Origin of the sequence: Ruegeria arenilitoris (genome assembly GCF_013032855.1) — a bacterium.
Lineage (GTDB): Bacteria > Pseudomonadota > Alphaproteobacteria > Rhodobacterales > Rhodobacteraceae > Ruegeria > Ruegeria arenilitoris.
Window position 1 is genome coordinate 433154 of record NZ_WQDA01000003.1, and the last position, 25835, is coordinate 458988.

The window sequence follows — 25835 nt, forward strand, 5'->3', positions numbered from 1 at the left end:
TGCCTGCGCGTCAGTACAGAATATCCGCCACCGCGCCGATCAGGTTCAGCACTTTGCGCGTGTCGGGGTCGATGCTGTAGACGTAGTCGCCCGCGCGAACGTAGTTACCGCCGCGTTTCAGACCATAGCGGTACGGATCGTCGATCCAGACATAGTCGCGATCGATCCGGTCGCCGACCTTGTACCAGTTTTTGACCTGACCGGGCGGGACGCAGGGTACGGCCTTCTTGGCCAACCCGGGCGGGCAATTGGCAACGGATTTTGCGCCCTTCTGCGGGGCCGCGCGCTCGACCGAGAATGTGTTCTTGGTCTTTCCCTTGCCTTTGCCGTTGTCAGCCAGCGTCGCGACCGGGGTCAGTGACAGGCCGGCAAGCAGTGCAATATGCAAAAGTGTATTCATGGGCGGTTCCCCTCGGTTCGTCGCGCCGTCATGCCGCGTTTCCCGATATTTTGGAATGACCGCCCGAAGTGCAAGCCCTGGGTGGCGAAATGCCGCCCAAAGCTTAACTGCGGCCGCGCTTTTCGAACCGGGGCAGCATGCCCGAGAAGTCCATGCCCTTGCCGTCTTCGGCTTCGACGAACTGTTCGTACAGCGCAGTGGCGATCTGGCCCATCGGCGTGTCGGCGTCGGCGCTTTCGGCGGCCTGCTGGCTGAGCCGCAGGTCCTTGAGCATCAGCTCGGCGGCGAAACCGGGCTTGTAGCCGTTGTCGGCAGGCGACTGCGGCCCGACACCGGGGGCGGGGCAATAGGCGTTCATGCTCCAGCTGTAGCCCGACGAGGTGCTGACCACATCGAACATCTTCTGCCGGTCCAGGCCCAGCTTGTCGGCCAGGGCAAAAGCCTCGCAGGTGGCGATCATGGTGACGCCCAGAATCATGTTGTTGCAGATCTTGGCGGCCTGGCCTGCGCCGGCCGCACCGCAATGCACCGCCTTCTGGCCCATGATCTCAAACAGCGGGGCCGCCTTGGCAAATGCCGCGTCCGAGCCGCCGGCCATGAAGGTCAGCGTGCCGGCGGCCGCGCCGCCGATCCCGCCCGAGACGGGCGCGTCCACGGCCAGAAGCCCGGCCTGTTCAGCCTGATCCGCCACGGCGCGGGCGCTGTCCACATCGACGGTCGAGCAGTCGATGAACACCGCGCCTTTCTCCATGTGTGGAATGATCTGATCGGCCACTGCGCGCAGGATGTCGCCATTGGGCAGCATGGTGATGACCGCTTCGGCCCCGCGGACCGCATCAGGGGCCGTTTCGGCCTTGTTCACGCCCTTGACCGACACGCCCGCGGTGTCGAACCCGGTCACGTCGTGACCGGTCTTGGCCAGATTGGCCGCCATCGGCGCGCCCATGTTGCCCAGGCCAATGAATCCGATCTTCATGTTTCACTCCTCCTCGAATGTCAGCGTGTCCGCGCCCAGCGGCATCAGCATCCGTGATACCGCCGTGGCCGGCACGTTCATGTCCGCAAACTGCCATTTCGGGTTGCGGTCCTTGTCGATGATCTGCGCCCGGATGCCCTCGAGAAAATCGCCGTGCTCCATCGATCGGAAGGTAAAGCGGTATTCCAGCTCCAGCGCCTTGCACATGGTCAGGGCGGGTCCGCGCAGGCGGTGCAGCATCTCGATCGCGCAGGCCATCGACAGCGGCGAATTGCGGCCCATCGCCTCGAGCGCGCCGCGGGTGAATTCGCTGTCGCCATTGCACAGGTCGGTCAGAACGTCGCCCAGGGTTTCACCGCCGAAGAAACGGTCGATGTCGTCCTGCGGCAAGGTGCGGTCCGGGGCGGGGACGGCGTGTTCGGCCAGTAGGTCGGCCTGGCCCGAGGCCTCGAGCATCTCGATCATGTCGGGCCATTGCTCCTGCGAGATGAAGTGGTCGGCGAACCCGGCATAGATCGCGTCGCCCGGACCCATGCGCGCGCCGGTGAGGCCCAGATATTCGCCCAACCGTCCCGGCGCCAGCGCCAGCAGCAGCGACCCGCCCACATCCGGCACCAGCCCGATCGAGCATTCGGGCATCGCGATCTTCGAGCTTTCGCCGACGATCCGGTGGGTGCCGTGACAGCCGATGCCCACGCCGCCGCCTATGGTAAAGCCCTGCAGGAAGCTGACCACCGGCTTGGGATATTCGAAGATCATCGCGTTCAGGCGGTATTCATCGCGCCAGAACTTTTGCCCATAGGCATAGTCGCCCTTGGTGCCCGTTGCGTACAACTCGGCGATGTCTCCGCCCGCGCAGAAGGCCTTTTCACCCTCGGCATCAAGGATGACCAGATCGACCTCGTCATCCTCGCGCCAATTGCGCAGGGCGGTGTCGATGGCCATGCACATCTCGTAGCTCAGCGCATTCAGGGCCTTGGGCCGGGTCAGGGTGATCCGGCCGGCGCGGCCCGTGGTGCGGATGTCGATATCGGACATGGAAACCTCAGCGATGGGCGAGCAATTGGCGGGCGACGATCACGCGCATTATCTCGTTCGTGCCTTCCAGAATTTGATGCACCCGCAGATCGCGCACAAGCTTTTCGATGCCGTAATCGGCCAGATAGCCGTAACCGCCATGCAGCTGCAGGCACTGATCGACCACTTTCGATCCGGTCTCGGTCACGAATTTCTTGGCCATCGCGCAGAATTTGGTGGCGTCGGGCGCGCCCTGATCCAGCTTCCAGGCCGCCTGACGCAGGAAGGTGCGGGCGGCCTGCAGCTCGATCTCCATGTCGGCCAGCCGGAATTGCAGGGCTTGGAACTGGTCGATCGTCTGGCCGAAAGCCTTGCGCTCGGACATGTACCGCAGAGTCATGTCCAGCCCCGCCTGCGCCGCGCCCAGCGAGCATGAGGCGATGTTCAGGCGCCCGCCATCCAAGCCCATCATCGCGTATTTGAACCCGTCGCCCTCGGTCCCGACAAGGTTTTCGGCCGGGATCTTGCAGTCGTCGAACTGAACCTGCGCGGTGGGCTGGCTTTTCCAGCCCATCTTCTGTTCCAGCGCGCCAAAGCTGAGGCCCGGTGTGCCGTCCTCGACATAGACGGTCGAGATCCCCTTGGGTCCGTCGGCGCCTGTGCGCACCATGCAGACATAGGCATCGGAATAGCCGCCGCCCGAGATGAAGGCCTTGGTGCCGTTCAGCGTATAACCGTCGTTGGTGCGCTCGGCCCGTGTCTTGAGCGCCGCCGCGTCCGAGCCCGAGCCCGGTTCGGTCAGGCAATAGCTGAGCACCGTGTTCAGGCTGAGAACGTCGGGCATGATGCGCGATTTCAATTCATCGCTGGCAAAGCTGTCCAGCATCTTGGCGCACATGTTGTGGATCGACAGAAAGGCGGCGACCGAGGGGCAGGCCATCGACAGCGCCTCGAACACCAGCGTGGCGTCAAGACGGGTCAGGCCCGAGCCGCCGCTTTCCTCGGACACGTAGAGCCCTCCAAAGCCCAGTTCGCCGACCTTGGGCCACAGATCCTTGGGTATGGTGCCCTCGGCCTCCCACTGGCGGGCGAAAGGTGCGATCTGTTCTTGCGCGAACGCGTAGGCCATATCGAAAATGGCCGTCTGTTCCTCTGTCAGCGCGAAATCCATGGCCGGTCTCCCCCCTTGTGGCGACGTGAATTGAACGACTGTTTATTTATTGCGCAATCCTTACAGAAATTTTTCACGCGGAGCAAACCCCGTGATGCACATGCGCCGGATTTGGGCGATTGCCAAAAGGCGGTTATGCTGAGCCATTCGTGTTATTGATTGATCGGAGTTGTGGATGTCGAATTACAAGATGGCCGTGGTTGCGATACACGGAATGGGCAGCCAGTCGGTCGGACCGAACCAGCCGTCCTCGGTGCCGACGTTTTCGAGCGACTTGCACGATCGGGTGGGGCGGCAGTTGGGGCAGGACATGAGCAAAGTTGCCTGGCACGAGGTGATCTGGGCGCAAATCCTGCAGGGCCGGCAGATGGACTATCTGAACAGCATAAGCCCCTATACGGGCTATGACCGAACGCGCCGTTTCGTTGTGTGTAACCTGTCTGACGCGGCATCCTATCGCCCGACCCCCGACGGCAGCGACAAAACCTATGCCGCGATCCATGAACGAGTTGCGCAGGTGATACGCATCGTCCGGTTTCAGATCGGCGAGCGCGCGCCCATCCTGATCGTCGCTCATTCCTTGGGTGGGCACATTATGTCGAACTACATCTATGACCTTCAGCGCCATCTGCGCCACGGTGGATTGCCGCAGCATGGCGTTCCGGTGGAGGACATGCAGACAGTAGTCGGGATGGTCACGTTTGGCTGCAACATCCCGATCTTTCTGTTCGCCTATCCCGAACAGGACATCACGCCGATCCAACGCCCCAACCAGGAATTGCCACTGACCCTGCAATTCCATAACTGGTGGCAGAACTATTATGACAAGCACGACGTTCTTGGCTTTCCCCTTGGACCGATCGCGCCCAGCTATGGGCAGCTTGTCGGGACGGGTGAGATCACCGATCAGGCTATTCGGGTCGGGAATATCTTCACCGGATGGAATCCGTTTTCGCACAATGGGTATTGGAAAGCCCGCAGCCTGTACGAGCCCGTGGCCGACCGGATCAGACAGATCCTGAATGCGGTATGAGCGTCACAGATCAGCGTGGAATTCGTCGATCAGGTGCCGGACCACGGCCTGACCCGGATCGTCGCCATTGGCCAGTGCTTCGGCGTGAACGCGACGCTGTCGCGTGGCCGAGGTGCCGCTCTCGGCAATCTGACGCAAACGGGCCAACTCGGCCATGGTGCCCAATGCTTCGGCATCTTCGGCCAACATGCCCATCAACTCGCCCATCAGGTCGGGCATCGGCTTGATCGAGCGGTCTCCGAAGTCGATAAGCCCTTCACCCACACCGTAGCGCTGCGCTCGCCAACGGTTTTCGCCGATCAGGAACCGATCATATTGCCGCCAGCGCAGGTTGCGGTCTTTCAGACGGCAGAGCATTCGGGTCAATGCCTGTACCATGGCCGCCAGCGACAGCGCGTGTTCCATGCGAGGCTGCACATCCATGATCCGCGTCTCGAGAGTCGGATAGCTGTGCGACGGTCGGAGGTCCCACCAGATTTTCGAGGTATCCTCGATTACACCCAATTCGACCAGGACACCGGTGGTGCGCTCGTATTCGGACCAACTGCCAAAAATGGGGGGCAGGCCGGTGCGGGGCAGGTTGTCGAACACCGTCAAGCGATACGAGGACAGCCCGGTATCCTGTCCGTTCCAGAATGGTGAGGAGGTTGAAAGCGCCAGCAGATGCGGCAGGAAATAGCTGAGCTGTGGCATCAGGTCGGCTCGCAGCGCCTCATCCTCGACGCCCACATGCACGTGCATGCCGCAGATCAGCATCCGGCGGGCCACGCCGCCGAGGGCATGTTGCAGGTTGTCATAGCGTTCCTTGCGCGTATGATGCTGGTCTTTCCAATCTGCAAACGGGTGGCAGGACACGGCGATCGGTGCCATGTTGTGCGCGGCGGCGCGCTTGGCGACACCGGACCGCAGCCGCCTGAGGTCCTCTCGTGCGGATTTGACCGTCGTATGCGGGCGGGTTCCAACCTCGATCTGGCATTGCAGGAATTCCGGGCTGACCTGGCCCTCAAAGTCCGCCTGGCAGGACTTCATCAATGCCTCGGGCGCCTGAGCCAGCTGCAAGCTGTCGCGATCGACAAGCAGGTATTCCTCTTCGATGCCGATCGTGAAATCCTGCTGCATGTGCGGGCCTCCCGTTCCCTTTTGGGATCAGTGAATACGGAATCCGCTCTTTTGCCAAGGCCTTGGCGCCATCGACCTTGCGCTGACCCGTGTGCCGACGGTAAGCACCGCAGAAGCCAGACAGATAATTGGAGCCGTGTGTCGTGAAACCAAGGAAATTCCCGAAGCTCAATGCACTCTTGGACAGGTTCGGCACACGGTTGATCGACAAGGCCCCCGAGCGGGATGAGCGGGCACGGCTTGAAGCATTCGAGCGGGCAGGCGGCCTGACCCGACCGGCCTATGCCCTGTCACCCGGGATGGAAGGGTTCGATATTGCCGAACTGGTCGCCGAATATACGGTCCATGCCGAAGCACTGGCTGCTTTAAAGGATCCTGAGCGGAACCAGACCGGCTACCGGATCGGCAACGGGTACTACGACAGTCCCGATGCCGATGCTCTGTACTTGATGATCCGACGGTTCAAGCCGAAACGCGTCGTCGAGGTCGGATGTGGAAACTCCACCCGAGTGACCCGGCAGGCCGTTCTTGATGGTGGCCTGGAAACCCGGATCACCGCGGTTGACCCGTATCCGCGCGCAGACATCGCGCATGTTATTGATCAATTCGAACAGAAACGACTGGAAGAGGTCGACGCATCCGTGTTCGATCAGCTCGAGGCCGGAGACGTTCTGTTCATCGACTCGAGCCATGTCGTGCGCATGAGCAATGACGTAGCGCATCTGTTCTGCCGCATCATTCCGAACCTGAAACCGGGCGTCGTGATCCATGTCCACGATGTTTTTTTGCCCTATGAATACCCCAAGCGGTTTTTCTATGACTGCCCGGGTTGGGGCGAGCAGTACATGCTGCACGTTTTGCTGCAATCTGGTTCTTTTTCAATGCTTTGGCCCGGTTATTACCTTCAGCAGGCGCGCCCCGATGCCGTCGAAGCCTTGCCTTTTCTGACTGAAGGCCGAGCGCAGAGTATCTGGGTTCAGAAGCGGTAAAGCAGATTTTTTCGTGATCCGCTTTTCGAAAGCGCGCGTACCCCTTTCCATATCACGCTGGAGAGGAGACTAAACATGTTCCGTCGTACATTCATGGGTGCCGCAGCCGCCGTCGCACTCGCACTGCCGATGAAAGCCCAAGCCGCAGACATCGTGGACACCGCCGTTTCGGCCGGGTCGTTCAACACGCTGGTCGCCGCTGTGCAGGCCGCCGGTCTGGTGGACACGCTGAAGGGCAAAGGCCCCTACACGGTGTTCGCGCCCACCGATGAAGCGTTCGCCGCCCTGCCTGAGGGCACCGTCGAGACGCTGCTGATGCCCGAAAACAAGGATCAGCTGGTCGCCATCCTGACCTATCACGTTGTGCCGGCCAAAGTTATGTCGGGTGACATCGCGGGTAAGCGGGCCAAGGTTCTGACCGTTCAGGGCGAACGTCTGAGCGTCAATGCCAAGAACGGCGTCAAGGTCGACGGAGCGAATGTCGTTCAGGCCGACATCGAGGCAAGCAACGGCGTCATCCACGTCGTCGACACTGTTCTGATCCCCGAGTAATCAAGACACTCGCCACAAAATCAAAGCCCCGGTCGATCGGCCGGGGCTTTGTCGTTTCAAAGCAGTCTGACTTTTGTTCCGATTTGGACCAGAGGATACAGTTCCTCGACATGCTGGTTGTACAACCCGATGCACCCGGATGAACTTTGGCGTCCGATCTTGCGGGTGTCATGTGTGCCATGCACCAGGTAAGCCGGCCAGGACAGGTACATGGCGCGGGTGCCAAGTGGGTTGCCCGGATCTCCACCTTCCATGCGGATCGGCAGGTTGGGATCGCGCTCGCGCATCGATGCGGTCGGCGTCCAGCTGGGGTTTTCCGCTTTGCGCACGACTTCGGTGTAGCCGCGTTTGGTCAGCTCTTCGCTCATGGGAACCGAGCTGGGGTACAGTTTGTAGGTACCGTCAGGACCCCAGTAATGCACCGCCCGGCTGGTGATGTCTGCCAGCAAGCAGCCCACGCCCAGTTCATCGAAGTGATCCTGCCAGTCCTGCTTGGAAAAGGACGATACGTTGCGACGAACGGGAAGCTGAGTACTGATCGCCTCTTCGGTTTGAGGGAAGGCGTCCTGGCTCTGCGCCCGCAACAAGGTCGGCGACGCCAATACGGATGCTACCCCCAAAAGGGCCGAGCGGCGGGAAATTCTGGTTGTCACGATGGCCTCCTGGCGACTGACTGCTCGAATTTTCGGCCAATTTATGCCGGGCAGAGAGGTGAAGCCAGAGGTCGGTGCTGAAATTCTCGTGAACGCGTCCCAGCTTGCGCAGTTTTTTGCCAAGCAAAAGGTGCACAAGGTGACGGTTGGCGAATTGGGTTTGCCTGCGGACAAAAAGGCCGCCCCAAATTGAGGCGGCCTTTGCTCTCAAAATCAGTCTGTTAATCCATCGCTTTGAAGTTGAACTCGCCACCTTCTTTGATGCCCGACGGCCAGCGCGACGTCACGGTCTTGGTGCGGGTGTAGAACTTGAAGCTGTCGGGGCCGTGCTGGTTCAGGTCTCCGAACATGGATTTCTTCCAGCCGCCGAAGGTGTGATAGGCCAGCGGCACCGGGATCGGGACGTTGATGCCAACCATGCCAATATTGACCCGGCTGGCGAAATCGCGGGCGGTGTCGCCGTCGCGGGTGAAGATCGCGGTGCCGTTGCCGTATTCATGGTCCATCGCCAGCTTAAGCGCCTCTTCGTAGGATCCGGCGCGGACGGTGGACAGAACGGGGCCGAAGATCTCCTGCTTGTAGATGTCCATGTCGGGGGTGACATGGTCGAACAGGTGGGGGCCGACAAAGAAACCGTCTTCATAACCCTGCAGTTTGAAATCGCGGTTGTCGACCACCAGCTTCGCGCCCTGTTCCACGCCCGAGTTGATCAGGCCCAGGATGCGTTCCTTGGCGGCGGCGGTCACGACCGGCCCCATGTCGACGTCGTCGCCGGCGGTATAGGGACCGACTTTAAGCTTCTCGATGCGCGGCACCAGCTTCTCGATCAGCGCGTCAGCGGTTTCCTCGCCCACCGGAACGGCCACCGAAACGGCCATGCAGCGTTCACCGGCGGCGCCGAAACCGGCGCCCACCAGTGCGTCGGCGGCCTGATCCAGATCGGCGTCGGGCATGACGATCATGTGGTTCTTGGCCCCGCCAAAACACTGGGCGCGTTTGCCGTTCGCCGTGGCGCGCGAATAGATGTACTGCGCGATGGGGGTCGAGCCGACGAAGGACACACCCTGAATGATCTCGCTGTCCAGCAGGGTGTCCACGGCTTCCTTGTCGCCGTTGACGACTTGGAACACACCTTTGGGCAGACCGGCCTCGACGAACAGTTCGGCCAGCATCAGCGGTACCGATGGGTCACGTTCCGAGGGCTTCAGCACCACCGCGTTGCCGCAGGCCAGAGCAGGGCCGACATGCCACAGGGGCATCATGGCCGGGAAGTTGAACGGCATAATTGCGGCGACAACACCCAGCGGCTGACGCATGGAATACATGTCAATGCCGGGGCCGGCGCTGTCGGTGAATTCACCCTTCAGCATCTGCGGGGCGCCGATGCAGTATTCGATCACCTCGAGCCCGCGCTGCAGGTCGCCTTTGGCGTCGGGCAGGGTCTTGCCGTGCTCGCGGCTCAGCGCCTCGGCCAGCTTGTCCATGTCGCGATGCATCAGGTGGACCATCTGCATCATTACGCGGGCGCGCTTTTGCGGGTTGGTCGCGCCCCATGCGGGCTGGGCTGCAGCGGCGTGTTCGATAGCTGCCGTGGTCTCGGCGGTGCTGGCCATCGGGCATTTGTACTGAACCTCGCCCGTGGCGGGGTTGTAGACGTCGTCAAATCGACCGGATGTGCCGGGTGTGTATTCGCCGTTGATGAAATGGGTCAGGTCTTGCATCGCAAACTCCTCCGCTGAATTTGCGCGCAGCATAGGCTTGCATAAATCTCATGAACAGAGGCAATATCCCAAAAGAGTTTTGCAAAAATGCAGGGGTGGGGATGGACCCGAACTGGGATGACATGCGCGTATTCCTCGCGGTTGCGCGCGAGGAAAGCCTGTCTTCGGCGGGGCGGTTACTAAAGATCGATCCGGCGACAGTCGGGCGGCGGGTTTCCCGGTTGGAAGCAGCACTGAAAGCGCCGCTTTTCACGAAGTCACCGCAGGGCTACGTACTGACCTCGGCCGGAGAGCGACTGTTCGAGCACGCTCAAGGCGCTGAAGAGGCGATGCGCGCAGCGGCTGGCGCGATGGAAGGCGCGACCAAGTCGCTGAGTGGTCAAATCCGGATCGGTGCTCCGGACGGAAGCGCCAACTATCTGCTGCCACAAGTCTGCGCCAAAATCAGCGACTCGAATCCCGACCTGGACATACAGATCCTGGCCTTGCCGCGGATCATCAACCTGTCGCGCCGCGAGGCGGATATGGCCATCACCGTCAGCGCCCCGACGGCCGGCAAGCTGCTGGTGCAAAAGATCAGCGACTACAAGCTGCATACGGTGGCAACAGCCGGCTATCTTTCGCGGCATGGACCCATTCGCTCGGTCGGTGAGCTGAAGGGTCACCGCATGATCGGTTATATCCCGGACATGATCTTCGACCGCGAGCTCGATTATCTCAACGATCTGGGTATTGATCGTGTCCCACTTGCATCGAACTCGGTCTCGGTGCAGTTGCGGCAAGCCTCGCTGGGTACCGGGGTATGTATCGCGCATGACTTCACGTTGCCATTCCATCCTCAGCTGAAAAAAATTCTGACGGATCAAGTCAGTCTGACGCGCAGCTTTCACCTGGTTCGCCATCAGGGTGATCAACGCAACGAACGGTTGAACCGATTTGCAGAAGCGCTCAGCCGGGGAATTCGCGACGAAGTTGCGCGGCTGGAAGCCGAAGCCCAAGCTTGACAGGTTGATCTAATCGGGCAACGCTTTGGAAAACGGGAAAATTATTTCGGAGGTATTGCCCATGCTTGTACAGGCCATTCTGAAGTCCAAGTCGACGGACGGGGTTGTGACGGTGGCGCCTTCGATGACCGTGTCCGAGGCGGCAAAGATTCTGGCCGATAAGCGCATTGGTACGGTGATCGTATCGGAGGACGATGGCGAAACCGCAGCCGGCATCCTCTCGGAACGCGATATCGTGCGGGAATTGGCCGCCAGTGGCAGCGGGTGCCTGACACAGCCGGTCAGCGCCTACATGACCAAGAAACTGGTGACCGCGACCCAACAGGACAAGGTGCAGGACGTTCTCGCTCGCATGACCGAAGGTCGGTTCCGCCACATGCCGATTGTCGAAGATGGCAAACTGATTGGGATCGTCACTCTGGGCGACGTCGTAAAAGCGCAACTGTCCGAACTAGCCATGGAAAAAGATGCCCTGCAGGGCATGATCATGGGGCACTAGCCCCATCTGACGACATTGCGGCCTCTTGCAGCTGCGGAAAACTTGTGTTTGCTTGCGCAGAAATTTTATTGCTCAGGAGGGCGCGATGCGGGTTGGATTATATCCGGGAACCTTTGACCCCATCACCATGGGTCATATCGATATCATCCGCCGGGCAGCCATGCTGGTCGACAAGCTGGTAATCGGCGTCGCGATCAACCGCGACAAGGGTCCGTTGTTCTCGCTCGAAGAGCGGGTGGCCATGATCGAGGCGGAATGCGCCTACCTGACCGAACAGACCGGCACTGAAATTGTTGCGCATCCGTTCGAAAACCTGCTGATAGACTGCGCCCGGGACGTAGGGGCGCAGATCATTGTACGCGGCCTGCGTGCTGTTGCCGATTTCGAATATGAATTTCAGATGGTTGGGATGAACCGGGCGCTCGACGATTCGATCGAGACCGTGTTCCTGATGGCCGAAGCTCGACACCAGGCGATCGCCTCGAAGCTGGTCAAGGAAATCGCCCGGCTGGGTGGGGACGTGTCGAAATTCGTCACGCCCCAGGTCAATATCGCGCTGAAAGAGCGGTTAGGCTAGGGCGCCCATCGCGGCAGCGGTGTCCAGCATCCGGTTCGAGAAACCCCACTCATTGTCGTACCAGGCCAGAACGCGAACCAGCGTGCCGTCGGTCACTTTGGTTTCGGCCAGCGACACGGTCGAGCTGTGGGAATCGTGGTTGAAATCGATCGAGATCAACGGGCGGGTTTCCGCGGCCAGAACGGTCGGGATCTTGGCCGCTGCCTCGGTGAACAGGGCGTTGACCTCGTCTTCGGTGGTGGGGCGCGATACCTCGACCACGAGATCGACGACCGAGACGTTGGGGGTGGGAACCCGGATCGCTTGACCGGTCAGCTTGCCCTGCAGTTGCGGTAGAACCAGCCCCACGGCCGAGGCCGCGCCGGTGGTGGTCGGGATCATCGACAGCGCCGCCGCGCGCGACAGGTACGGGTCCTTGCCGGCGGTGTCATGCACCGGCTGGCTGGCGGTATAGGCGTGCACCGTGGTCATGTTGCCGTGCACGATACCAAGGCCCGCATCCAGCGCGGCAGCGACCGGCGACAGGCAGTTGGTGGTGCAGGATGCGTTGGAAACCACCGTGTCGGCGGCGGTCAGTTCGTGGTCGTTCACGCCGAACACCACGGTTTTAACCTCGCCATCCCCACGCGCTGGCGCCGAGATCAGAACCTTTTTTGCGCCGTTCTTGAAATGGCGAGACGCAGCTTCGCGCGTGCGGAACACGCCGGTGCATTCCAGAACCACGTCCACGTCCGACCAATCCAGCGCCTCGGGGTCGCGCTCGCTGGTCAGCCGGATCGGGCCGGCACCTACGTCCAGCCCGGCCTCGCTCAGGGTGACCGGCTTGGTGTAGCGGCCATGCACGCTGTCGAACTCGAACAGATGCGCATTCATTTCCGGCTTGGCGAGGTCGTTGATCGCGACGATCTGCACATCCGTACGACCGCTTTCCATCAGGCCGCGCAGGACACCGCGCCCGATCCGTCCAAATCCGTTGATTGCAAGTTTGAGTGTCATGTCGCGCTCCGTCTGAATGGCCGCTAAGCCGCGATTAAAATCAGTTAGCGCTAACAAAGGCAGTCAGGCGAAAATGTCAAGAAAAACCTCTGTCACCGCCAGAACGCGACCCAGTCGAGAAAGTCGTAGAACTTCTTGCCGAGGAACAGGAGGTGCTCGGTTCCAAACAGCGCGAAATCCAGCATCAGACCACCAAGGATGAGGACTCCCAGCCAGATCGCGATTTGGTTTGTCATTGCTGCTCCGAACAAAAAAGCCCGCCCAGATAACCTGAGCGGGCGACGCGGTTCAAGCGGTCTTGATGAGATCAGTTAAGCCGTCCCATGGCGACGGCCACATCGGCCATGCGTACTGAGAAGCCCCATTCGTTGTCGTACCACGCCAGCACGCGAACCATACGGCCGTCCACGACGCGGGTCTGGTCGGGCGCGAAGATCGAGCTTTCCTCGGTGTGGTTGAAATCGGTCGACACCAGGGGGGCGGGTTCATAGCCCAGGACGCGCTGCATCGGCCCCTTGGCGGCCTCGGCGACGATGGCGTTGACTTCGTCGACGGTCACTTCGCGCGCGGCGCGGAAGGTCAGGTCGACGGCGGACACGTTCGGCGTGGGCACGCGAATGGCCGAACCGTCCAGGCGCCCCTTGAGGTTCGGCAGAACCTCGCCCAGCGCCTTGGCGGCACCGGTGCTGGTGGGGATCATCGACATGGCGGCGGCGCGGGCGCGGTACAGGTCGCTGTGGCGGCGATCCAGCGTGGGCTGGTCGCCGGTATAGGCGTGGATCGTGGTCATGATGCCGTTTTCGATGCCGATGCCTTCGTCCAGAACCTTGGCAAGCGGGGCAAGGCAATTCGTGGTGCACGAGCCATTCGACACCATCCTGTCATTGGCGGTCAGGCTGTTGTGGTTGACGCCGAACACGATCGTTTTGTCCACGTTCTTGCCCGGAGCCGACAGCAGAACCTTTTGAGCGCCACGTTCAAGGTGTGTTTTCGCCTTCAGCCCGTCGTTGAACTTGCCGGTGCATTCCAGAACGACGTCACAGCCTTCCCAGTCCAGCTCGTTCATGTCGTAGGTCGAAAACATCTGCATAGGCCCGCGACCCAGGTCCATCGTGTTGCCGCTGATCGATACATCGCGTGGAAAGCGGCCGTGGATGCTGTCGTATTTCAGCAGATGCGCCGAGGTTTCAAGCGGTCCCGTGGCGTTGACCTTGATCACTTCGATATCGTTGCGGCCTGACGCGGCGATGTGCGACAGGGTACAGCGGCCGATGCGGCCAAAACCATTGATGCCGACCTTGATGGTCATGTGACGTCTCCAAATCCGCTTGTGTTCCGGGCGATATAGCGATGATCGGCCCATCTAAAAAGATGGAAAATACCATATTTGCAATGTGTTAGCGCAAACTTGGCGTGGTTGCGCTAACGCTTGCGCTAGCTGTCGGATCGGTTAGGGTCCAAAGTGCGACGGATGAACGGAAAGGATGCGGCATGAGCGGTTTGCTGGCCCTGTTGGACGATGTGGCGGGAATCGCCAAGGTGGCGGCGGCCTCGGTCGACGATGTTGCGGCGGCGGCCGGCAAGGCGGGGGCCAAGACCGCGGGCGTGATCATCGATGACGCGGCCGTTACGCCGAAATACGTCCAAGGGTTTGCTCCAGCGCGCGAGTTGCCGATCATCTGGCGCATCGCGCGCGGGTCGATGTTCAACAAGGTCATTCTGCTGCTGCCTGTGGCGCTATTGCTGGCGAACTTCGCGCCGTGGCTGATAACGCCCTTGCTGATGATCGGCGGGTCATACCTGTGTTTCGAGGGCGCCGAGAAGATTTTTCACGTGCTGTTCCCGCATGGAAGCCACGTGATCGAAGAGGACATGAACGTGCGTGATCCGGGTCATCTGGAGGAGCAGAAGATCAAGGGCGCGATTAAGACCGATTTCATCCTATCGGCCGAAATCATGACCATCGCGCTTTCTGCCATCGAGGCACCGAATGTCTGGATGCAGGCCGCGACGCTTGCGGTTGTGGGGATCGGTGTCACGGTGGCCGTCTATGGCTCGGTCGCGTTGATCGTCAAAATGGATGATGTCGGTCTTTATCTGGCAAAGAACGCGCCAACGCCGATTGGCCGCGGGCTGGGCCGCGGGCTGGTCAAGGCGATGCCAAAGGTCATGAAGACCCTGTCAGTCGTGGGTACGGCGGCGATGCTGTGGGTCGGCGGCTCGATCATGATCCATGGGCTCGAGGTGCTGGGCTTTGGCTGGCTGGGGCACCACATCCACGATTGGGCCTATGCGGCCGGTCATGCCGTGTCCGATCAATGGGTCGGCGCGGTGGAGTGGATCAGCAAGGCTGCGATGGACGGCGTGTTCGGGCTGGCCTGGGGGTTCGTTCTGATCCCGTTGGCGACCAAGGTCATCGCACCGCTGTGGCCCAAAAAGGCAGAGCAGACAGCCGACCATTGAGGTCCAAAAAAAAGGGCGGCACGATGGCCGCCCTTTGATTGCTCAGATCGGCTGGATCAGCCCAGCAATTCCTTGACCTTGGCAACCGTCGCCTCGGCGGTGATGCCGAAATGCTTGTACAGTTCGCCTGCGGGAGCGGACGCGCCAAAGCTCGACATGCCGATGAAACCGGCCTTGGCCTCGCGGCCACGCTCGCCCAGCAGCCAGCGGTCCCAGCCGCCGGCACGGACGGCGGCCTCGATACCGACGCGGACGGGGCCGGCGGGCAGGACCTTCTTGCGATAGGCTTCGTCCTGCTCGGCGAACAGCTCCATGCAGGGCATCGAAACGACGCGGGTGCCGATCCCTTCGGCCTCGAGCATCGCCTTGGCCTCCATGGCCAGCGACACCTCGGACCCGGTGGCGATCAGGATCGCCTGACGCTTGCCCTCGGCCTCGGCCAGAACATAGGCGCCCTGGGCGGTCAGGTTCTTGGCCTTGTGCTGAGTGCGCAAGGTCGGAACGCCCTGACGAGTCAGCGACAGGACCGAGGGGCTGTCCTTGAAGGTCAGCGCTAGTTCCCAGGCCTCGGCGGTTTCGACGGTGTCGGCAGGGCGGAACACATAGGTATTCGGCGTTGCGCGCGAGATCGCCAGATGCTCGACCGGCTGGTGCGTCGGGCCGTCTTCGCCCAGACCGATCGAGTCATGGGTCATCACGAAAACGCTGGGGATCTTCATCAGCGCGGCCAAACGCATCGACGGGCGCGCATAGTCGGTGAAGGCCATGAAAGTGCCGCCATAGGGACGGATGCCACCATGCAGCGCCATGCCGTTCATCGCCGCGGCCATGCCGTGTTCACGGATGCCGTAGTGGATATAGCGGCCCTTGCGGTTTTCCGGCAAGAACACGCCCATATCGGCTGATTTGGTGTTGTTCGACCCGGTCAGGTCCGCCGATCCGCCGACCGTCTCGGTCATGATCGGGTTCACGACGTTCAGCACCTTTTCCGACGAGGCGCGGGTGGCCAGCTTGGGTTGATCCTCGGAAACCTGCTTTTTGAAGGCACGGATGGCGCCAGCCAGCTTCTTCGGCGCCTCGAACGCGTAGGCGCGGTTGAACTCGGCCTGCTTGCGCTCGGACAGTTGGGCAAAACGTTCTTCCCACGCCTTCCGTTCCATTGCGCCACGCGCGCCGATTGCTTCCCACGCGGATTTCACCTCGGTCGGAATTTCGAACGGCCCGTGCGGCCAGCCATATGCATCCTTGGCGGCCTGCAGCTGTTCGGCATCCGTCAATGCGCCGTGACCTTTCGACGTATCCTGCGCGGCATGCCCCAGCGCGATATGGCTTTCGCAGGCGATCATGGTCGGTTTCTTCGACGCTTTTGCCTGCACAATCGCCGCATCGATGGCCTTGGGGTCGTGGCCGTCGATCTCGATCACATGCCAGCCCGAAGCGGCGAACCGGCGCACCTGATCAGTGCGGTCGGCAATGTCCACGGTGCCGTCGATGGTGATGTTGTTGTTGTCCCAGAACACGATCAGCTTGCTGAGCTCGTGCCGACCGGCCAGGGTGATGGCCTCCTGGCTGACACCTTCCATCAGGCAGCCGTCACCGGCGATCACATAGGTGTAGTGGTCGACAACCTTTTTGCCGTAATGGGCCCGCTGGATTTCTTCGGCCATCGCAAAACCGACGGCGTTGGCAATTCCTTGCCCAAGAGGACCGGTGGTGGTTTCAACACCATCAATCAGGAAGTTTTCCGGGTGGCCGGCGGTCTTCGCGCCCAGTTGGCGGAAGTTCTTGATCTCGTCCAGAGTAACTGCGCTGTAGCCCGACAGGTAGAGCAGGGAATAGATCAGCATCGAGCCATGGCCGGCCGACAGGATGAACCGGTCGCGGTCGGGCCAGTTTGGGGCCGAGGCGTCGAATTTCAGGTGTTTTTCAAACAACACGGTCGCGACGTCGGCCATGCCCATCGGCATTCCGGAATGGCCGGAATTGGCGGCGGCGACAGCATCAAGGGTCAGGGTGCGAATGGCCGCAGCCTTCGCCCAGTGTTCAGGGTTGGCATTGCGCAGCGCAGTCAGGTCCACGGGTGTTGTTCCTTTGGATTACGGCAGATTGCGGGCTGAATACCATCCACCCCCCAAAGTGCAAGCGGAACCCGGCGCGGCGCATTGCCATCGCTTCAAGAGTGTTGCTCAAGCCTTTGAAAGCAAAGAGTGGGTATTTTGGCGAACATTCCGTTAGACTAAGTACCGGTACGAGCCGTATTGATTCGGCCATCGGAAAAACAGAACGAACCTTGGTAAAGAGGTGACAGGGGCAATGAGCCAGATCGAAGACTTACAGCGACGCATCATGGCCGCGATGGATCGGATTGGCACCGGGATCGAGGCGTTGCAATCGGCGGGTCCGGTCTCGGGCAGCGAAGATGGACAATTGCGCGCCGCCCTGGATGAGGAAAAGCTGGCTAATGCGCAATTGGAAGAGCGCCTGAAGTCTCTGAGGGAGCGGCATGATCAGGAAATCGACGCATTGCGCGCCCAGTTGGGCGAGTCCAATGCCAAACTGGCCACCGTCGAGGCCGCGCGTGCCGAACTGTCCGAAGCCAAGGCCGCGCTGGAAAATCAGGACGAAGTTGCAGCGCTGAAGGCCGAGATCTCCGAATTGCGGCGGCAGCTGGAGGATTCAGAGCGTATCCCCGAATTGAATGCCGAACTGGAAATGCTGCGGGCCGAACGCGCCAGCCACGGCGCAGCCATGTCGCGGCTTGATGACGACCTGCAGCGCTTGCGCAAGGCAAATGACCAATTGCGCGAAGCGGTCGACGAGTTGCGCAAGGCTGCCGAGGACGGCGTTCCCGATGCCGAGCTTCTGAACAAGGCAACCGTGGCCGAGCTGGAGGCCACCCGGGCCGCCCGCGCCACCGACGCGGCCGAGGCTCACGCGGTTCTGGCGCGGCTTGAGCCTTTGCTGACCCACGCCAACCTGGCCGAAGGAGAGGTAGAGTAATGCCCGAGGTTACCATTCATATTGGCGGGCGCGGATTTGAGGTTTCCTGCCAGGACGGCGAGGAACCGTTTCTGCACGCAGCCGCGAAGATGCTGGACGATGAGGCCCAGGTGATGGCCGACCAGATTGGCCGTATGCCCGAGTCGCGGATGCTGTTGATGGCGGGGCTAATGCTGGCCGACAAGGCGGCGGCCACCGAGGATCGCATCAAGACACTCGAGGCGAAGCTGGCCGAGGTTGAAGGCGAATTGGAGCGTATGCGCAGTGCGCCCGCGCCCGAGCCGGAACGGATCGAAGTGGCCGTTGTTCCGCCGTCGGTTACCGACACACTTGCAGAGATGGCGGCACGCGCCGAGGCGCTGGCCTCGGTGATCGAAGAGAAGAACGCGAGATGACACATTTGCGGAGTTTGTGCCTGGCGGCGTTGGTCGGGGCGGTCTCGGGCCCGGCATTGGCACAGATTGACATCCTATCGGTGACCTTCACCTGCGAGAGTGGCGTTGAGCTGCCCGTGACATACTTCAACCCCTCCGACGGTGAAGGGGCTGCGGCTATGATCGTCGATGGTCAGTTGATTGCGTTGCGTCAGGTCCAGAGCGGCTCGGGTATCCGTTACGAGTCGGTGAACGGGCAGGGTACGTATACCCTGCGGTCGAAAGGCTGGAACGCGATGGTCAGTTTCGCGGCGGCCGGAGCCACCGACGAAACCGAGATTTTGAAAGACTGTGTCAGCCGCTGAGCGGCTGATCAGGCGTTTGCCTCGCGGATTTTGTCGGCGGCTTCCTTGTTGTAGGCGACACCGTTTTCGTCGAAGAGCGTGTCCAGCTCTCCTGACAGGGTCATTTCCGTGATGATATCACAACCACCCACAAATTCGCCTTTGACGTAGAGTTGAGGCACGGTCGGCCAGTCCGAATAGTCCTTGATGCCCTGGCGGATTTCCTCGTCCGCCAGTACGTTCACGTCGGTGTATTCGACACCCATATAGTTCAGAACACCGGCCACCCGAGATGAAAATCCGCACTGCGGCATTTCTTTGGTGCCCTTCATGTACAGCACCACATCGTTGCTTTTGACGGTTTCGTCGATCTGGGTCTTAACGTCGGTCATTTCGCGTTTCCTTGTTTACGTTCGTCCGTCTGTCGGGCGGTCATTTCGATTGGCGGCTGCGCCACCAGTTTCTTGGTTCAGTACGCTGGTTCATCGCACGAACCTCGTCGATTTCATTGACTTTTGTCACGCCGTCGGCTTCCCACGGTCTGCGTTTCATAGCGTTGGTGTCGGGGCGCATTTCCGACAGTCATCTTGTTCTGTTCCGATTCAGATAGGCTTCGAGCAGAGCCGCGGCAACCACCAGTCCGCCGACACATATTGCGATCCAGACAACCCAACCGATCATGTCACGTGACCGAATTGTCGGATGCCATCGGAATGCACAAGGCAGCGGGCGCCATCACCAGAGTGGGCATGGCACTGGCCGCCGCCGGCCTCATCACTCGGGTACTTTCGTGGTCAACGCCAGCGCGTGCAACTCGCCATCCGGGCCGTCCATCTTGCCCTTCAGCGCCGCATAGACGGCGCGCTGCTGCTGGACCCTGTTCTTCCCGCGAAAGCTTTCGTCCACGACCATGGCGGACATGTGTACGCCATCGGTGCCGCCGACCTGGATTTCTGCATTCGGAAAGGCTTCGCGCAGCAGATGTTCGATTTCGTGGGCGCTCATTGGCATTTAAGATACTCCTGAAGGTCTTTTCAAAGATGTAGAGCGATGCCGAAGCCCGCGCAAGGGTGTGCAGCGCCCTTGGAAAAGTCAGATCCCGCGCTGATCGAACAGCGCAGGATCCGAGTATGGTTCAGCGTCGTCGTGCTCAGGCGACGGCTTCGGCAAAACTGCTGCGATACAGCGCTGAGAGTTCACTCAGAGGAGCTTCGGACGCTCCGATCCGCACGGTTTCTCCGGTAAAGCGCCCGACCGAAACCAGCGGCACGCCAGCCTGGCCCGCCGCAATCATCAGCGCTTCGGCCTGATCGAAGTTGCAGGCCACCAGGTAACGGCCCTGATCCTCACCGAACAGGAACTCGGTCGGGGCGTCATCAAGATGCACACCCACGCCCGCGGCTTCGGCCAGTTCGAAGGCCGCCAGTGCAAGGCCGCCATCGCTCAGGTCAGTACAGGCCTTGATCATCTCGCGATTGGCCCGGATGAAGTCGCCGTTGCGCTTTTCCGCATCCAGATCCACATGCGGCGCGTCGCCGTCTTCGCGGTTGAAGACCTCGGCCAGCAGGGCGGATTGGCCCAGATGCCCCTTGGTTTCACCAATCACCAGCGCCACATGCCCTTCGCGAACCTCGGTGCCGATGATTTCGTCGGCGTGCTGCAAAAGGCCGACGGCACCGATGGTCGGTGTGGGCAGGATCGCCTGACCGTCGGTTTCGTTGTAGAGCGACACATTGCCCGAGACGATCGGCATATCCAGCGCGGCCACGGCGGCTCCGATGCCTTGGATGGCACCGACGAACTGGCCCATGATCTCGGGCTTTTCGGGGTTGCCGAAATTCAGGTTGTCAGTGGTGGCCAGCGGCTTGGCGCCCACGGCGGTCAGGTTGCGATAGGCTTCGGCCACGGCCTGCTTGCCGCCTTCCTTGGGGTTGGCGCGCACGTATCGCGGGGTCACGTCCGAAGTGAAGGCCAGCACCTTGTCGGTGCCATGTACGCGCACCATGCCTGCACCAACGCCAGGCGTACGCGCCGTGTCAGCCATCACCATGGTGTCGTATTGCTCATAGACCCAGTGCTTGCTTGCGTAGTTAGGCGACGAGATCAGCGCCCGCAGCCCGTCGATCGGGTCGATCTGCGGTACCTCGCCCAGATCTTCGGCCGTCGAGCTGGGGACCCAGGGGCGGTCGTATTCCGGTGCCGTTGATGCCAGTTTCGACAGCGGCAGGTCGGCCTTGATTTCGCCGTTGTGCATGATCAGGAACCGGTCTTCGGCGATGGTTTCACCGACGATGGCGAAATCCAGATCCCATTTCTCGAACACGGCGCGGGCTTCGGCCTCAAGCTCGGGCTTCAGCACCATCAGCATGCGTTCCTGGGACTCGGACAGCATCATCTCGTAGGCCGTCATGTTTTCCTCGCGCTGGGGCACGTTTTCCAGGTCAAGCCGGACACCCAACCCGCCCTTGTCGCCCATCTCGACGGCCGAGCAAGTCAGGCCCGCCGCGCCCATGTCCTGAATCGAGATCACGGCGCCGGTCTGCATCAGTTCCAGCGTCGCCTCCATCAGGCGTTTTTCGGTGAAGGGGTCACCGACCTGCACGGTGGGGCGCTTTTCCTCGATCGTGTCGTCGAATTCGGCCGAGGCCATCGTGGCACCGCCCACACCGTCGCGGCCGGTCTTGGCGCCCAGATAGACGACGGGCATGCCCACGCCCGACGCGGCCGAGTAGAAGATCTTGTCGGCATCGGCCAACCCGGCGGCAAAGGCGTTCACGAGGCAGTTGCCATTGTAGGCCGGGTGGAATCGAACTTCACCGCCCACGGTCGGTACGCCGAAGCAGTTTCCGTAGCCTCCGATGCCTTCGACCACGCCATTGACCAGCTGGCGGGTCTTGGGGTGGTTGGGTTCGCCGAAGGACAGCGCGTTCATTGCCGCGATGGGCCGCGCGCCCATGGTGAACACGTCGCGCAGGATGCCGCCCACGCCGGTTGCCGCCCCTTGATAGGGTTCGATGTACGACGGGTGGTTGTGGCTTTCCATTTTGAAGACCACGGCCTGCCCGTCGCCGATATCGACCACACCGGCGTTTTCACCGGGTCCGCAGATCACCTGAGGGCCCGAGGTGGGCAGGGTGCGCAACCATTTCTTCGAGGATTTGTAAGAACAGTGCTCGTTCCACATGGCCGAGAAAATCCCCAGCTCGGTAAAGGTCGGCTCGCGCCCGATAATCTCGAGGATCATGTCGTATTCTTCGGGTTTCAACCCGTGTGCGGCAATCAGATCCGGTGTGATGGCGGGCTCTTGCATCGTGTGTCCTGTTTCCAAGGTGGCCGGGATTGCGGGCCTTTTAGGGCAACCGGGCGATTTGGGAAAGGGTCAAGAGCGCGCAGCGAACAGGAACCCGCTATTTGCTGGCAGAATGCAGCGGTCGGCGACCGGGAAATGCAGGTTGCACCACCGGAATGACGGGGACAGCGGCGCGTGCGCCGCTGTCCCGCCGCCGTTATTGAGGCGGCTCTTCCTTCTTGTTCACTGCGTCGGCCGCGGCCGCGCCGATCGCCGCTTTCTGCTGTTCGGTCAGGTTTTCGGCCTCTTCCAAACCGGGGATGGCGACGCGCACCTCACGGCGGGCAAAGTCGATCCCGTTCTCCTTGAAGGCGGCCTTGACCCGGTTGAAGATCTCCTTGCGCAGGGTGAACTGCTTGCCGGGCTTGGCCATGAACTTGCCGCGGATGATCATGCCGACATCGTCAAAGTCGAACACGCCCTGCGATTTGAAGGGCTGCAGGAAGCCATCCTTGTGGAGCGGGTCCTCCATCATCTCGGCGCCGATCTTCTTGAAGATCTTCTTGACCTTGTTCGGATCAGTGTCGAAGGGCACGGTGAATTTCAGCTTCATGATGACCCAGTCGCGGCTGTAGTTGGTCAGCTTCTGAATCTCACCGTAAGGGATGGTATGCACCGGACCGCGATGGTGGCGCAGCTGCATGGAGCGGATCGAAATCTTCTCTACCGTGCCGGTGGTGCCACCCACATCGACATATTCACCCACGCGGAAAGCATCGTCGATCAGGAAGAAGATGCCGCCCACGATGTCCGAGACCAGTTTCTGCGCACCAAAGCCGATGGCCAGACCCAGGATACCGGCACCAGCCAGAAGCGGCGTGATGTCCAAGCCCAGAGCGCCCAGCGCCAGCAAGGCGAAGATCACCGCGATGGCCACCTGAGCAGTCACGCGCAGCAAAGGCAGAACCGTGGCCAGGCGCGAGCCGCCGGCACCGCCGCCTTCGCCGGCTTCCTCATCGGGGCTCTGCTCCGAAGCTGTTTGCTCTTTGGCAAGCCGGCGGTTGATCCAAAGCGAGACCACCTCGTTCAGGATGTAGCCGATTGCGATGATGATGAAGAACTGAACCAGTTTGCTGCCGGTTTCCGAGTCCCCGCCCGCAATATCCTGCAGGTCCAGATTCCAGGCATCTGCAATCATCAGAATGACCAAAATGCCGGCCAGAACCCGTCCGATGCGGATGTAGCTGCGTTTGGTCGATTTGTAGGCACGTTCCGCGATCGGACCATCGCCCATCATCGGCGGCAGCAGGTGCCGGGTCAGCCCTCGGATCAGCGTGTCGAGCGCCGGTGCGATCAGCAGCCAGAACATCGTGACGAAATGCGCGCCCTCGGCCAGAAGGGCAAACACGGCCGGATTACGCTGAGCGGCGAGGAACTCGACCAAAAGCCAGGTACCTGCCGACACGGCGATCGCAAAATACGGATAGTAGCGGGCGACTTCTTCGTCGAAATGCGTACGATCCGGATCGGAACCACGCATCATGTCGGTCAGACCGTTGCGGGCCGTCCAAGCAATGACACCGACATAGATGTGGATGGCGGTGTTCAGCCAGAAACCAAGGCGCGATTCACCCGGCATCACGCCATTCATCGCATTGAAATCCAGGATGAACAGGGTGAACCCGATCAGCAGGAACAGGCCGATCAGGTTCCGATGCAGGTATTTTGCCCATTTGTCATTCACGTTGACCAGGCGCAAGTTGCTCTGCTTCGGGGCCAGAATGAAACGGGAAATCGCGGCTCCCAGGCGGGGGAACCAGATCAGGAAGAATACGAACGGTGCCGCCTGGGCAATTTGCTGTTCGTCCAGCAATCGACGCCCGACGAAAACCAGCGTGTAATAAAAGACAAGCAGGCCCAGAAACTCGACGCAGAAGCGCTTGAACAAAAAGACAACCGCGCCTTTTAGGTTGGTCGAAGCATCCCCATCGACGACTTTGATCCAACGGCGTGTCCAAAGGCCAACCGCGGTTTCTGCGGCATACCCGATTGCAAGCGCCAGGAAGGTGAACCCGAACAGGGTTGCCAGACCGCTTGCGCCAAACTTGTTTCCGAAATTGCTGAAGGCTTCGACCTGAGCCGAAACCAGTAGCGGAACCTTGCGGATCACATCCAGCCAAGACGCAGCCATGTCGCCCGCCGAGGATGAGATCGTTTGCAGCAGCCCCTTACGGGAAGTCTGCGTTTCAGTCTGTTTCGCCGCGACCGCATCAAGCCGTTCCAGCAAAATGGCCCGGACCTGATCGTCAGACATTCGCGCCACCAGATCGTCGACCTGTTCAGGGGTCAGATCTTCGGGGATGGTGACATGGGTGGTAGTGGATTCGCTGGTGCTCTGGGCCATGCTTGGCCGGGCCAGGAACGTGACGGATACCAACGCCATCAAAAACAGGCGGAGTAGGCTGGTCATAAACTTTGTCCTCGAACACGAAATATTATGGTTTTTCGCGATCATAGGCCCGTTGGCAAAATAATTCCAAACGATTTGGCACCGCGCACCGGGGTGCAGGCCAAAAAAAAGGCCGAGCACTAAGCTCGGCCGTAGTCCAACAGGGAGGTATGAAGATGATGAGCGTTTCAGCATCATCGCCTTCGAGTGCTCATTTAGGGATCACTCTGTGAACGATCAAGGTTTTTTGGGCGCATTGAGGGCATGTCCGCTATGCTGCGAGTGCATAGCTACAGTTTTCCCAGATGTTTCAGCTGCTTGCGATGCGCAATGATTTCATCCTGAACAAAATCTCGGAACGCTGCGACCCGTTTTGAGTGCCTCAGTTCTTCAGGATAGGCCAAATATACCGGCACATTCGCCGTCTCGATGTCGGACAGGATCGGGACCAGGTCAGGGAAATCCTCGGTCACGTAGTCGGGCAGGACGCCAATTCCGAGGTCATTCAGAACACCCTGCAGAACACCAAAGTAGTTGTTCACCGTCAGCAGTGAGCTGGGTTCGTAGGTCATCAGGTGACTGACCATCGACGCGCCAACGCCAACCTGGGGTGCGGCGGGGGTCTGACAGATCAGGCGGTGTTTCGAAATGTCCTCCAGCGTCTGGGGTGCACCGCCGTGCGAATCCAAGTAGGTCTTGGTCGCATACAACATCATTCGAACGGTCATCAGACGCTTGCGGACAAGATCGGCCTGACTGGGTTCTTTCATCCGGATAGCGACATCCGCTTCGCGCATCGGAAGATCCAGCACGCGTTCTTCGAGCATCAGGTCAATGTTCAGGTCCGGATACTGCTCGTACAGCTTGGGCAGGCGCGGCGCCAGCCACAGGGTCCCGAAGCCAAAAGTCGTGGTGACCCGCAGGACTCCAAAGACCTCATCCTCGCTGTCTCGGATTCGCGCCGCGGCTGCGTCCAGACGTTTGGACATGGCCGTTGTTGCATCGAACAGAAGCTCGCCCTGTTCCGTCAGAATCAGGCCGCGGGCGTGGCGGTGGAACAGCGTGGCGCCCAGCGATTCCTCAAGCGCGCGGACCTGACGGCTGACGGCGGATTGGGACAGATTCAGCTTGTCTCCGGCGTGCGTCAGGCTGCCGGCGTCAGCTACCGCGTGAAATATTCTGAGCTTGTCCCAATTCATCGTCGCAACT

Annotated in this window: 27 protein-coding genes; 11 read left to right on the forward strand and 16 right to left on the reverse strand. The window is 60.7% G+C overall.

What is annotated here, in order from left to right; translation table 11 throughout:
* Positions 1 to 10 precede the first annotated feature (10 nt).
* The 4 genes from GOW72_RS12280 to GOW72_RS12290 form a co-directional block, all read right to left on the reverse strand.
* Entirely contained in the window at positions 11 to 400 is a 390-nt protein-coding gene (locus tag GOW72_RS12280; protein WP_170367040.1) for a hypothetical protein, read from the reverse strand.
* Between the two features lie 103 nt (positions 401 to 503).
* Entirely contained in the window at positions 504 to 1376 is an 873-nt protein-coding gene (gene mmsB / locus GOW72_RS18955; protein WP_244952408.1) for a 3-hydroxyisobutyrate dehydrogenase, read from the reverse strand.
* 3 nt (positions 1377 to 1379) lie between these two features.
* On the reverse strand, positions 1380 to 2414 hold the full coding sequence (locus tag GOW72_RS18960) for an enoyl-CoA hydratase/isomerase family protein (RefSeq protein WP_244952409.1): 1035 nt from the start codon (positions 2412 to 2414) through the stop codon (positions 1380 to 1382).
* Positions 2415 to 2421: 7 nt separating this feature from the next.
* A complete protein-coding gene (locus tag GOW72_RS12290; RefSeq protein WP_170367041.1) occupies positions 2422 to 3564 on the reverse strand; it encodes an acyl-CoA dehydrogenase family protein in 1143 nt (380 codons plus the stop codon).
* A 175-nt stretch (positions 3565 to 3739) separates the two neighbouring features.
* Here GOW72_RS12290 and GOW72_RS12295 point away from each other — a divergent pair, with 175 nt between their 5' ends.
* Positions 3740 to 4597 carry a hypothetical protein gene (locus GOW72_RS12295; protein WP_170367042.1) on the forward strand — a complete coding sequence of 286 codons (858 nt, stop codon included), beginning with the start codon at positions 3740 to 3742 and terminating at the stop codon, positions 4595 to 4597.
* 3 nt (positions 4598 to 4600) lie between these two features.
* Here GOW72_RS12295 and GOW72_RS12300 read toward each other — a convergent pair whose 3' ends face one another.
* Positions 4601 to 5716, reverse strand: a complete 1116-nt coding sequence (locus GOW72_RS12300) for a carboxylate-amine ligase (RefSeq protein WP_170367043.1) — start codon at positions 5714 to 5716, stop codon at positions 4601 to 4603.
* Between the two features lie 143 nt (positions 5717 to 5859).
* Between GOW72_RS12300 and GOW72_RS12305 the strand changes: the two genes are divergently transcribed.
* A complete protein-coding gene (locus GOW72_RS12305; protein ID WP_170367044.1) occupies positions 5860 to 6705 on the forward strand; it encodes a class I SAM-dependent methyltransferase in 846 nt (281 codons plus the stop codon).
* A gap of 75 nt (positions 6706 to 6780) precedes the next feature.
* Positions 6781 to 7257: a fasciclin domain-containing protein gene (locus tag GOW72_RS12310; protein ID WP_170338788.1), complete on the forward strand. Its 477-nt coding sequence runs from the start codon at positions 6781 to 6783 to the stop codon at positions 7255 to 7257.
* Positions 7258 to 7313: 56 nt separating this feature from the next.
* Here the strand turns inward: GOW72_RS12310 and GOW72_RS12315 are convergent, their stop codons facing one another.
* Entirely contained in the window at positions 7314 to 7910 is a 597-nt protein-coding gene (locus tag GOW72_RS12315; protein ID WP_425328547.1) for a L,D-transpeptidase, read from the reverse strand.
* Position 7911: 1 nt separating this feature from the next.
* Between GOW72_RS12315 and GOW72_RS12320 the strand changes: the two genes are divergently transcribed.
* Positions 7912 to 8103 carry a hypothetical protein gene (locus tag GOW72_RS12320; protein WP_170366789.1) on the forward strand — a complete coding sequence of 64 codons (192 nt, stop codon included), beginning with the start codon at positions 7912 to 7914 and terminating at the stop codon, positions 8101 to 8103.
* A 28-nt stretch (positions 8104 to 8131) separates the two neighbouring features.
* On the opposite strand, the gene GOW72_RS12325 is transcribed toward GOW72_RS12320, so the two are convergent.
* A complete protein-coding gene (locus GOW72_RS12325; protein ID WP_170367045.1) occupies positions 8132 to 9631 on the reverse strand; it encodes a CoA-acylating methylmalonate-semialdehyde dehydrogenase in 1500 nt (499 codons plus the stop codon).
* A gap of 101 nt (positions 9632 to 9732) precedes the next feature.
* On the opposite strand from GOW72_RS12325, the gene GOW72_RS12330 reads away from it, so the two are divergent.
* The 3 genes from GOW72_RS12330 to coaD all read left to right on the forward strand — a co-directional run bounded on the left by GOW72_RS12330 (position 9733) and on the right by coaD (position 11711).
* Positions 9733 to 10635, forward strand: a complete 903-nt coding sequence (locus GOW72_RS12330; RefSeq protein ID WP_170367046.1) for a LysR family transcriptional regulator — start codon at positions 9733 to 9735, stop codon at positions 10633 to 10635.
* A 61-nt stretch (positions 10636 to 10696) separates the two neighbouring features.
* Positions 10697 to 11134, forward strand: coding sequence for a CBS domain-containing protein (locus GOW72_RS12335; RefSeq protein WP_170367047.1), 438 nt, complete (start codon positions 10697 to 10699; stop codon positions 11132 to 11134).
* Positions 11135 to 11219: 85 nt separating this feature from the next.
* Positions 11220 to 11711 (forward strand): pantetheine-phosphate adenylyltransferase, encoded by a 492-nt coding sequence (gene coaD, locus GOW72_RS12340; RefSeq protein ID WP_093961954.1) that lies wholly within the window; start codon positions 11220 to 11222, stop codon positions 11709 to 11711.
* Here coaD and gap (GOW72_RS12345) read toward each other — a convergent pair.
* The 3 genes from gap (GOW72_RS12345) to gap (GOW72_RS12355) all read right to left on the reverse strand — a co-directional run bounded on the left by gap (GOW72_RS12345) (position 11703) and on the right by gap (GOW72_RS12355) (position 14016).
* Positions 11703 to 12707, reverse strand: coding sequence for a type I glyceraldehyde-3-phosphate dehydrogenase (gene gap, locus GOW72_RS12345; RefSeq protein WP_170367048.1), 1005 nt, complete (start codon positions 12705 to 12707; stop codon positions 11703 to 11705). The genes coaD and gap (GOW72_RS12345) overlap by 9 nt on opposite strands.
* Positions 12708 to 12799: 92 nt before the next feature.
* Positions 12800 to 12943, reverse strand: a complete 144-nt coding sequence (locus GOW72_RS12350) for a hypothetical protein (RefSeq protein ID WP_170338780.1) — start codon at positions 12941 to 12943, stop codon at positions 12800 to 12802.
* 71 nt (positions 12944 to 13014) lie between these two features.
* Positions 13015 to 14016, reverse strand: coding sequence for a type I glyceraldehyde-3-phosphate dehydrogenase (gene gap / locus GOW72_RS12355; protein WP_170339356.1), 1002 nt, complete (start codon positions 14014 to 14016; stop codon positions 13015 to 13017).
* 182 nt (positions 14017 to 14198) lie between these two features.
* Between gap (GOW72_RS12355) and GOW72_RS12360 the strand changes: the two genes are divergently transcribed.
* Positions 14199 to 15170 (forward strand): DUF808 domain-containing protein, encoded by a 972-nt coding sequence (locus GOW72_RS12360; RefSeq protein ID WP_170357679.1) that lies wholly within the window; start codon positions 14199 to 14201, stop codon positions 15168 to 15170.
* A gap of 56 nt (positions 15171 to 15226) precedes the next feature.
* Here GOW72_RS12360 and tkt read toward each other — a convergent pair whose 3' ends face one another.
* Positions 15227 to 17248: a transketolase gene (gene tkt, locus GOW72_RS12365; RefSeq protein WP_170367049.1), complete on the reverse strand. Its 2022-nt coding sequence runs from the start codon at positions 17246 to 17248 to the stop codon at positions 15227 to 15229.
* 235 nt (positions 17249 to 17483) lie between these two features.
* Here tkt and GOW72_RS12370 point away from each other — a divergent pair, with 235 nt between their 5' ends.
* Genes GOW72_RS12370 through GOW72_RS12380 form a run of 3 tightly spaced genes read left to right on the forward strand, consistent with a single transcriptional unit; the run spans position 17484 to position 18909 of the window.
* A complete protein-coding gene (locus tag GOW72_RS12370) occupies positions 17484 to 18170 on the forward strand; it encodes a hypothetical protein (RefSeq protein WP_170367050.1) in 687 nt (228 codons plus the stop codon).
* A complete protein-coding gene (locus GOW72_RS12375; RefSeq protein ID WP_170339348.1) occupies positions 18170 to 18565 on the forward strand; it encodes a cell division protein ZapA in 396 nt (131 codons plus the stop codon). Before GOW72_RS12370 ends, GOW72_RS12375 begins: the two co-directional genes overlap by 1 nt.
* Complete coding sequence (locus GOW72_RS12380) at positions 18562 to 18909, forward strand: MliC family protein (protein WP_170339345.1); 348 nt, start codon at positions 18562 to 18564, stop codon at positions 18907 to 18909. Before GOW72_RS12375 ends, GOW72_RS12380 begins: the two co-directional genes overlap by 4 nt.
* Positions 18910 to 18917: 8 nt before the next feature.
* On the opposite strand, the gene grxD is transcribed toward GOW72_RS12380, so the two are convergent.
* The 5 genes from grxD to GOW72_RS12405 form a co-directional block, all read right to left on the reverse strand.
* Positions 18918 to 19280, reverse strand: coding sequence for a Grx4 family monothiol glutaredoxin (gene grxD / locus GOW72_RS12385; RefSeq protein ID WP_170338767.1), 363 nt, complete (start codon positions 19278 to 19280; stop codon positions 18918 to 18920).
* Positions 19281 to 19662: 382 nt separating this feature from the next.
* Positions 19663 to 19899 (reverse strand): BolA/IbaG family iron-sulfur metabolism protein, encoded by a 237-nt coding sequence (locus GOW72_RS12390; RefSeq protein ID WP_093961963.1) that lies wholly within the window; start codon positions 19897 to 19899, stop codon positions 19663 to 19665.
* Between the two features lie 139 nt (positions 19900 to 20038).
* Positions 20039 to 22198, reverse strand: coding sequence for a phosphoribosylformylglycinamidine synthase subunit PurL (gene purL / locus GOW72_RS12395; RefSeq protein ID WP_170367051.1), 2160 nt, complete (start codon positions 22196 to 22198; stop codon positions 20039 to 20041).
* Positions 22199 to 22394: 196 nt separating this feature from the next.
* Positions 22395 to 24647, reverse strand: coding sequence for a mechanosensitive ion channel family protein (locus GOW72_RS12400; RefSeq protein ID WP_170367052.1), 2253 nt, complete (start codon positions 24645 to 24647; stop codon positions 22395 to 22397).
* Positions 24648 to 24916: 269 nt separating this feature from the next.
* Positions 24917 to 25825, reverse strand: a complete 909-nt coding sequence (locus GOW72_RS12405; RefSeq protein WP_093961966.1) for a LysR family transcriptional regulator — start codon at positions 25823 to 25825, stop codon at positions 24917 to 24919.
* Between the last annotated feature and the right edge of the window lie 10 nt (positions 25826 to 25835).

Coding starts and splice junctions, on each gene's coding strand:
- GOW72_RS12325 (WP_170367045.1), bottom strand. CDS start 9,631: ATGCAAGACCTGACCCATTTCATCAACGGCGAATACACACCCGGCACA.
- purL (WP_170367051.1), bottom strand. CDS start 22,198: ATGCAAGAGCCCGCCATCACACCGGATCTGATTGCCGCACACGGGTTG.
- GOW72_RS12360 (WP_170357679.1), top strand. CDS start 14,199: ATGAGCGGTTTGCTGGCCCTGTTGGACGATGTGGCGGGAATCGCCAAG.
- gap (WP_170367048.1), bottom strand. CDS start 12,707: ATGACACTCAAACTTGCAATCAACGGATTTGGACGGATCGGGCGCGGT.
- gap (WP_170339356.1), bottom strand. CDS start 14,016: ATGACCATCAAGGTCGGCATCAATGGTTTTGGCCGCATCGGCCGCTGT.
- GOW72_RS12280 (WP_170367040.1), bottom strand. CDS start 400: ATGAATACACTTTTGCATATTGCACTGCTTGCCGGCCTGTCACTGACC.
- mmsB (WP_244952408.1), bottom strand. CDS start 1,376: ATGAAGATCGGATTCATTGGCCTGGGCAACATGGGCGCGCCGATGGCG.
- GOW72_RS12295 (WP_170367042.1), top strand. CDS start 3,740: ATGTCGAATTACAAGATGGCCGTGGTTGCGATACACGGAATGGGCAGC.
- GOW72_RS12335 (WP_170367047.1), top strand. CDS start 10,697: ATGCTTGTACAGGCCATTCTGAAGTCCAAGTCGACGGACGGGGTTGTG.
- GOW72_RS12290 (WP_170367041.1), bottom strand. CDS start 3,564: ATGGATTTCGCGCTGACAGAGGAACAGACGGCCATTTTCGATATGGCC.
- grxD (WP_170338767.1), bottom strand. CDS start 19,280: ATGACCGACGTTAAGACCCAGATCGACGAAACCGTCAAAAGCAACGAT.
- GOW72_RS12350 (WP_170338780.1), bottom strand. CDS start 12,943: ATGACAAACCAAATCGCGATCTGGCTGGGAGTCCTCATCCTTGGTGGT.
- GOW72_RS12310 (WP_170338788.1), top strand. CDS start 6,781: ATGTTCCGTCGTACATTCATGGGTGCCGCAGCCGCCGTCGCACTCGCA.
- coaD (WP_093961954.1), top strand. CDS start 11,220: ATGCGGGTTGGATTATATCCGGGAACCTTTGACCCCATCACCATGGGT.
- GOW72_RS12300 (WP_170367043.1), bottom strand. CDS start 5,716: ATGCAGCAGGATTTCACGATCGGCATCGAAGAGGAATACCTGCTTGTC.
- GOW72_RS18960 (WP_244952409.1), bottom strand. CDS start 2,414: ATGTCCGATATCGACATCCGCACCACGGGCCGCGCCGGCCGGATCACC.
- GOW72_RS12330 (WP_170367046.1), top strand. CDS start 9,733: ATGGACCCGAACTGGGATGACATGCGCGTATTCCTCGCGGTTGCGCGC.
- GOW72_RS12405 (WP_093961966.1), bottom strand. CDS start 25,825: ATGAATTGGGACAAGCTCAGAATATTTCACGCGGTAGCTGACGCCGGC.
- GOW72_RS12380 (WP_170339345.1), top strand. CDS start 18,562: ATGACACATTTGCGGAGTTTGTGCCTGGCGGCGTTGGTCGGGGCGGTC.
- GOW72_RS12370 (WP_170367050.1), top strand. CDS start 17,484: ATGAGCCAGATCGAAGACTTACAGCGACGCATCATGGCCGCGATGGAT.
- GOW72_RS12375 (WP_170339348.1), top strand. CDS start 18,170: ATGCCCGAGGTTACCATTCATATTGGCGGGCGCGGATTTGAGGTTTCC.
- GOW72_RS12390 (WP_093961963.1), bottom strand. CDS start 19,899: ATGCCAATGAGCGCCCACGAAATCGAACATCTGCTGCGCGAAGCCTTT.
- GOW72_RS12320 (WP_170366789.1), top strand. CDS start 7,912: ATGGCCTCCTGGCGACTGACTGCTCGAATTTTCGGCCAATTTATGCCG.
- GOW72_RS12400 (WP_170367052.1), bottom strand. CDS start 24,647: ATGACCAGCCTACTCCGCCTGTTTTTGATGGCGTTGGTATCCGTCACG.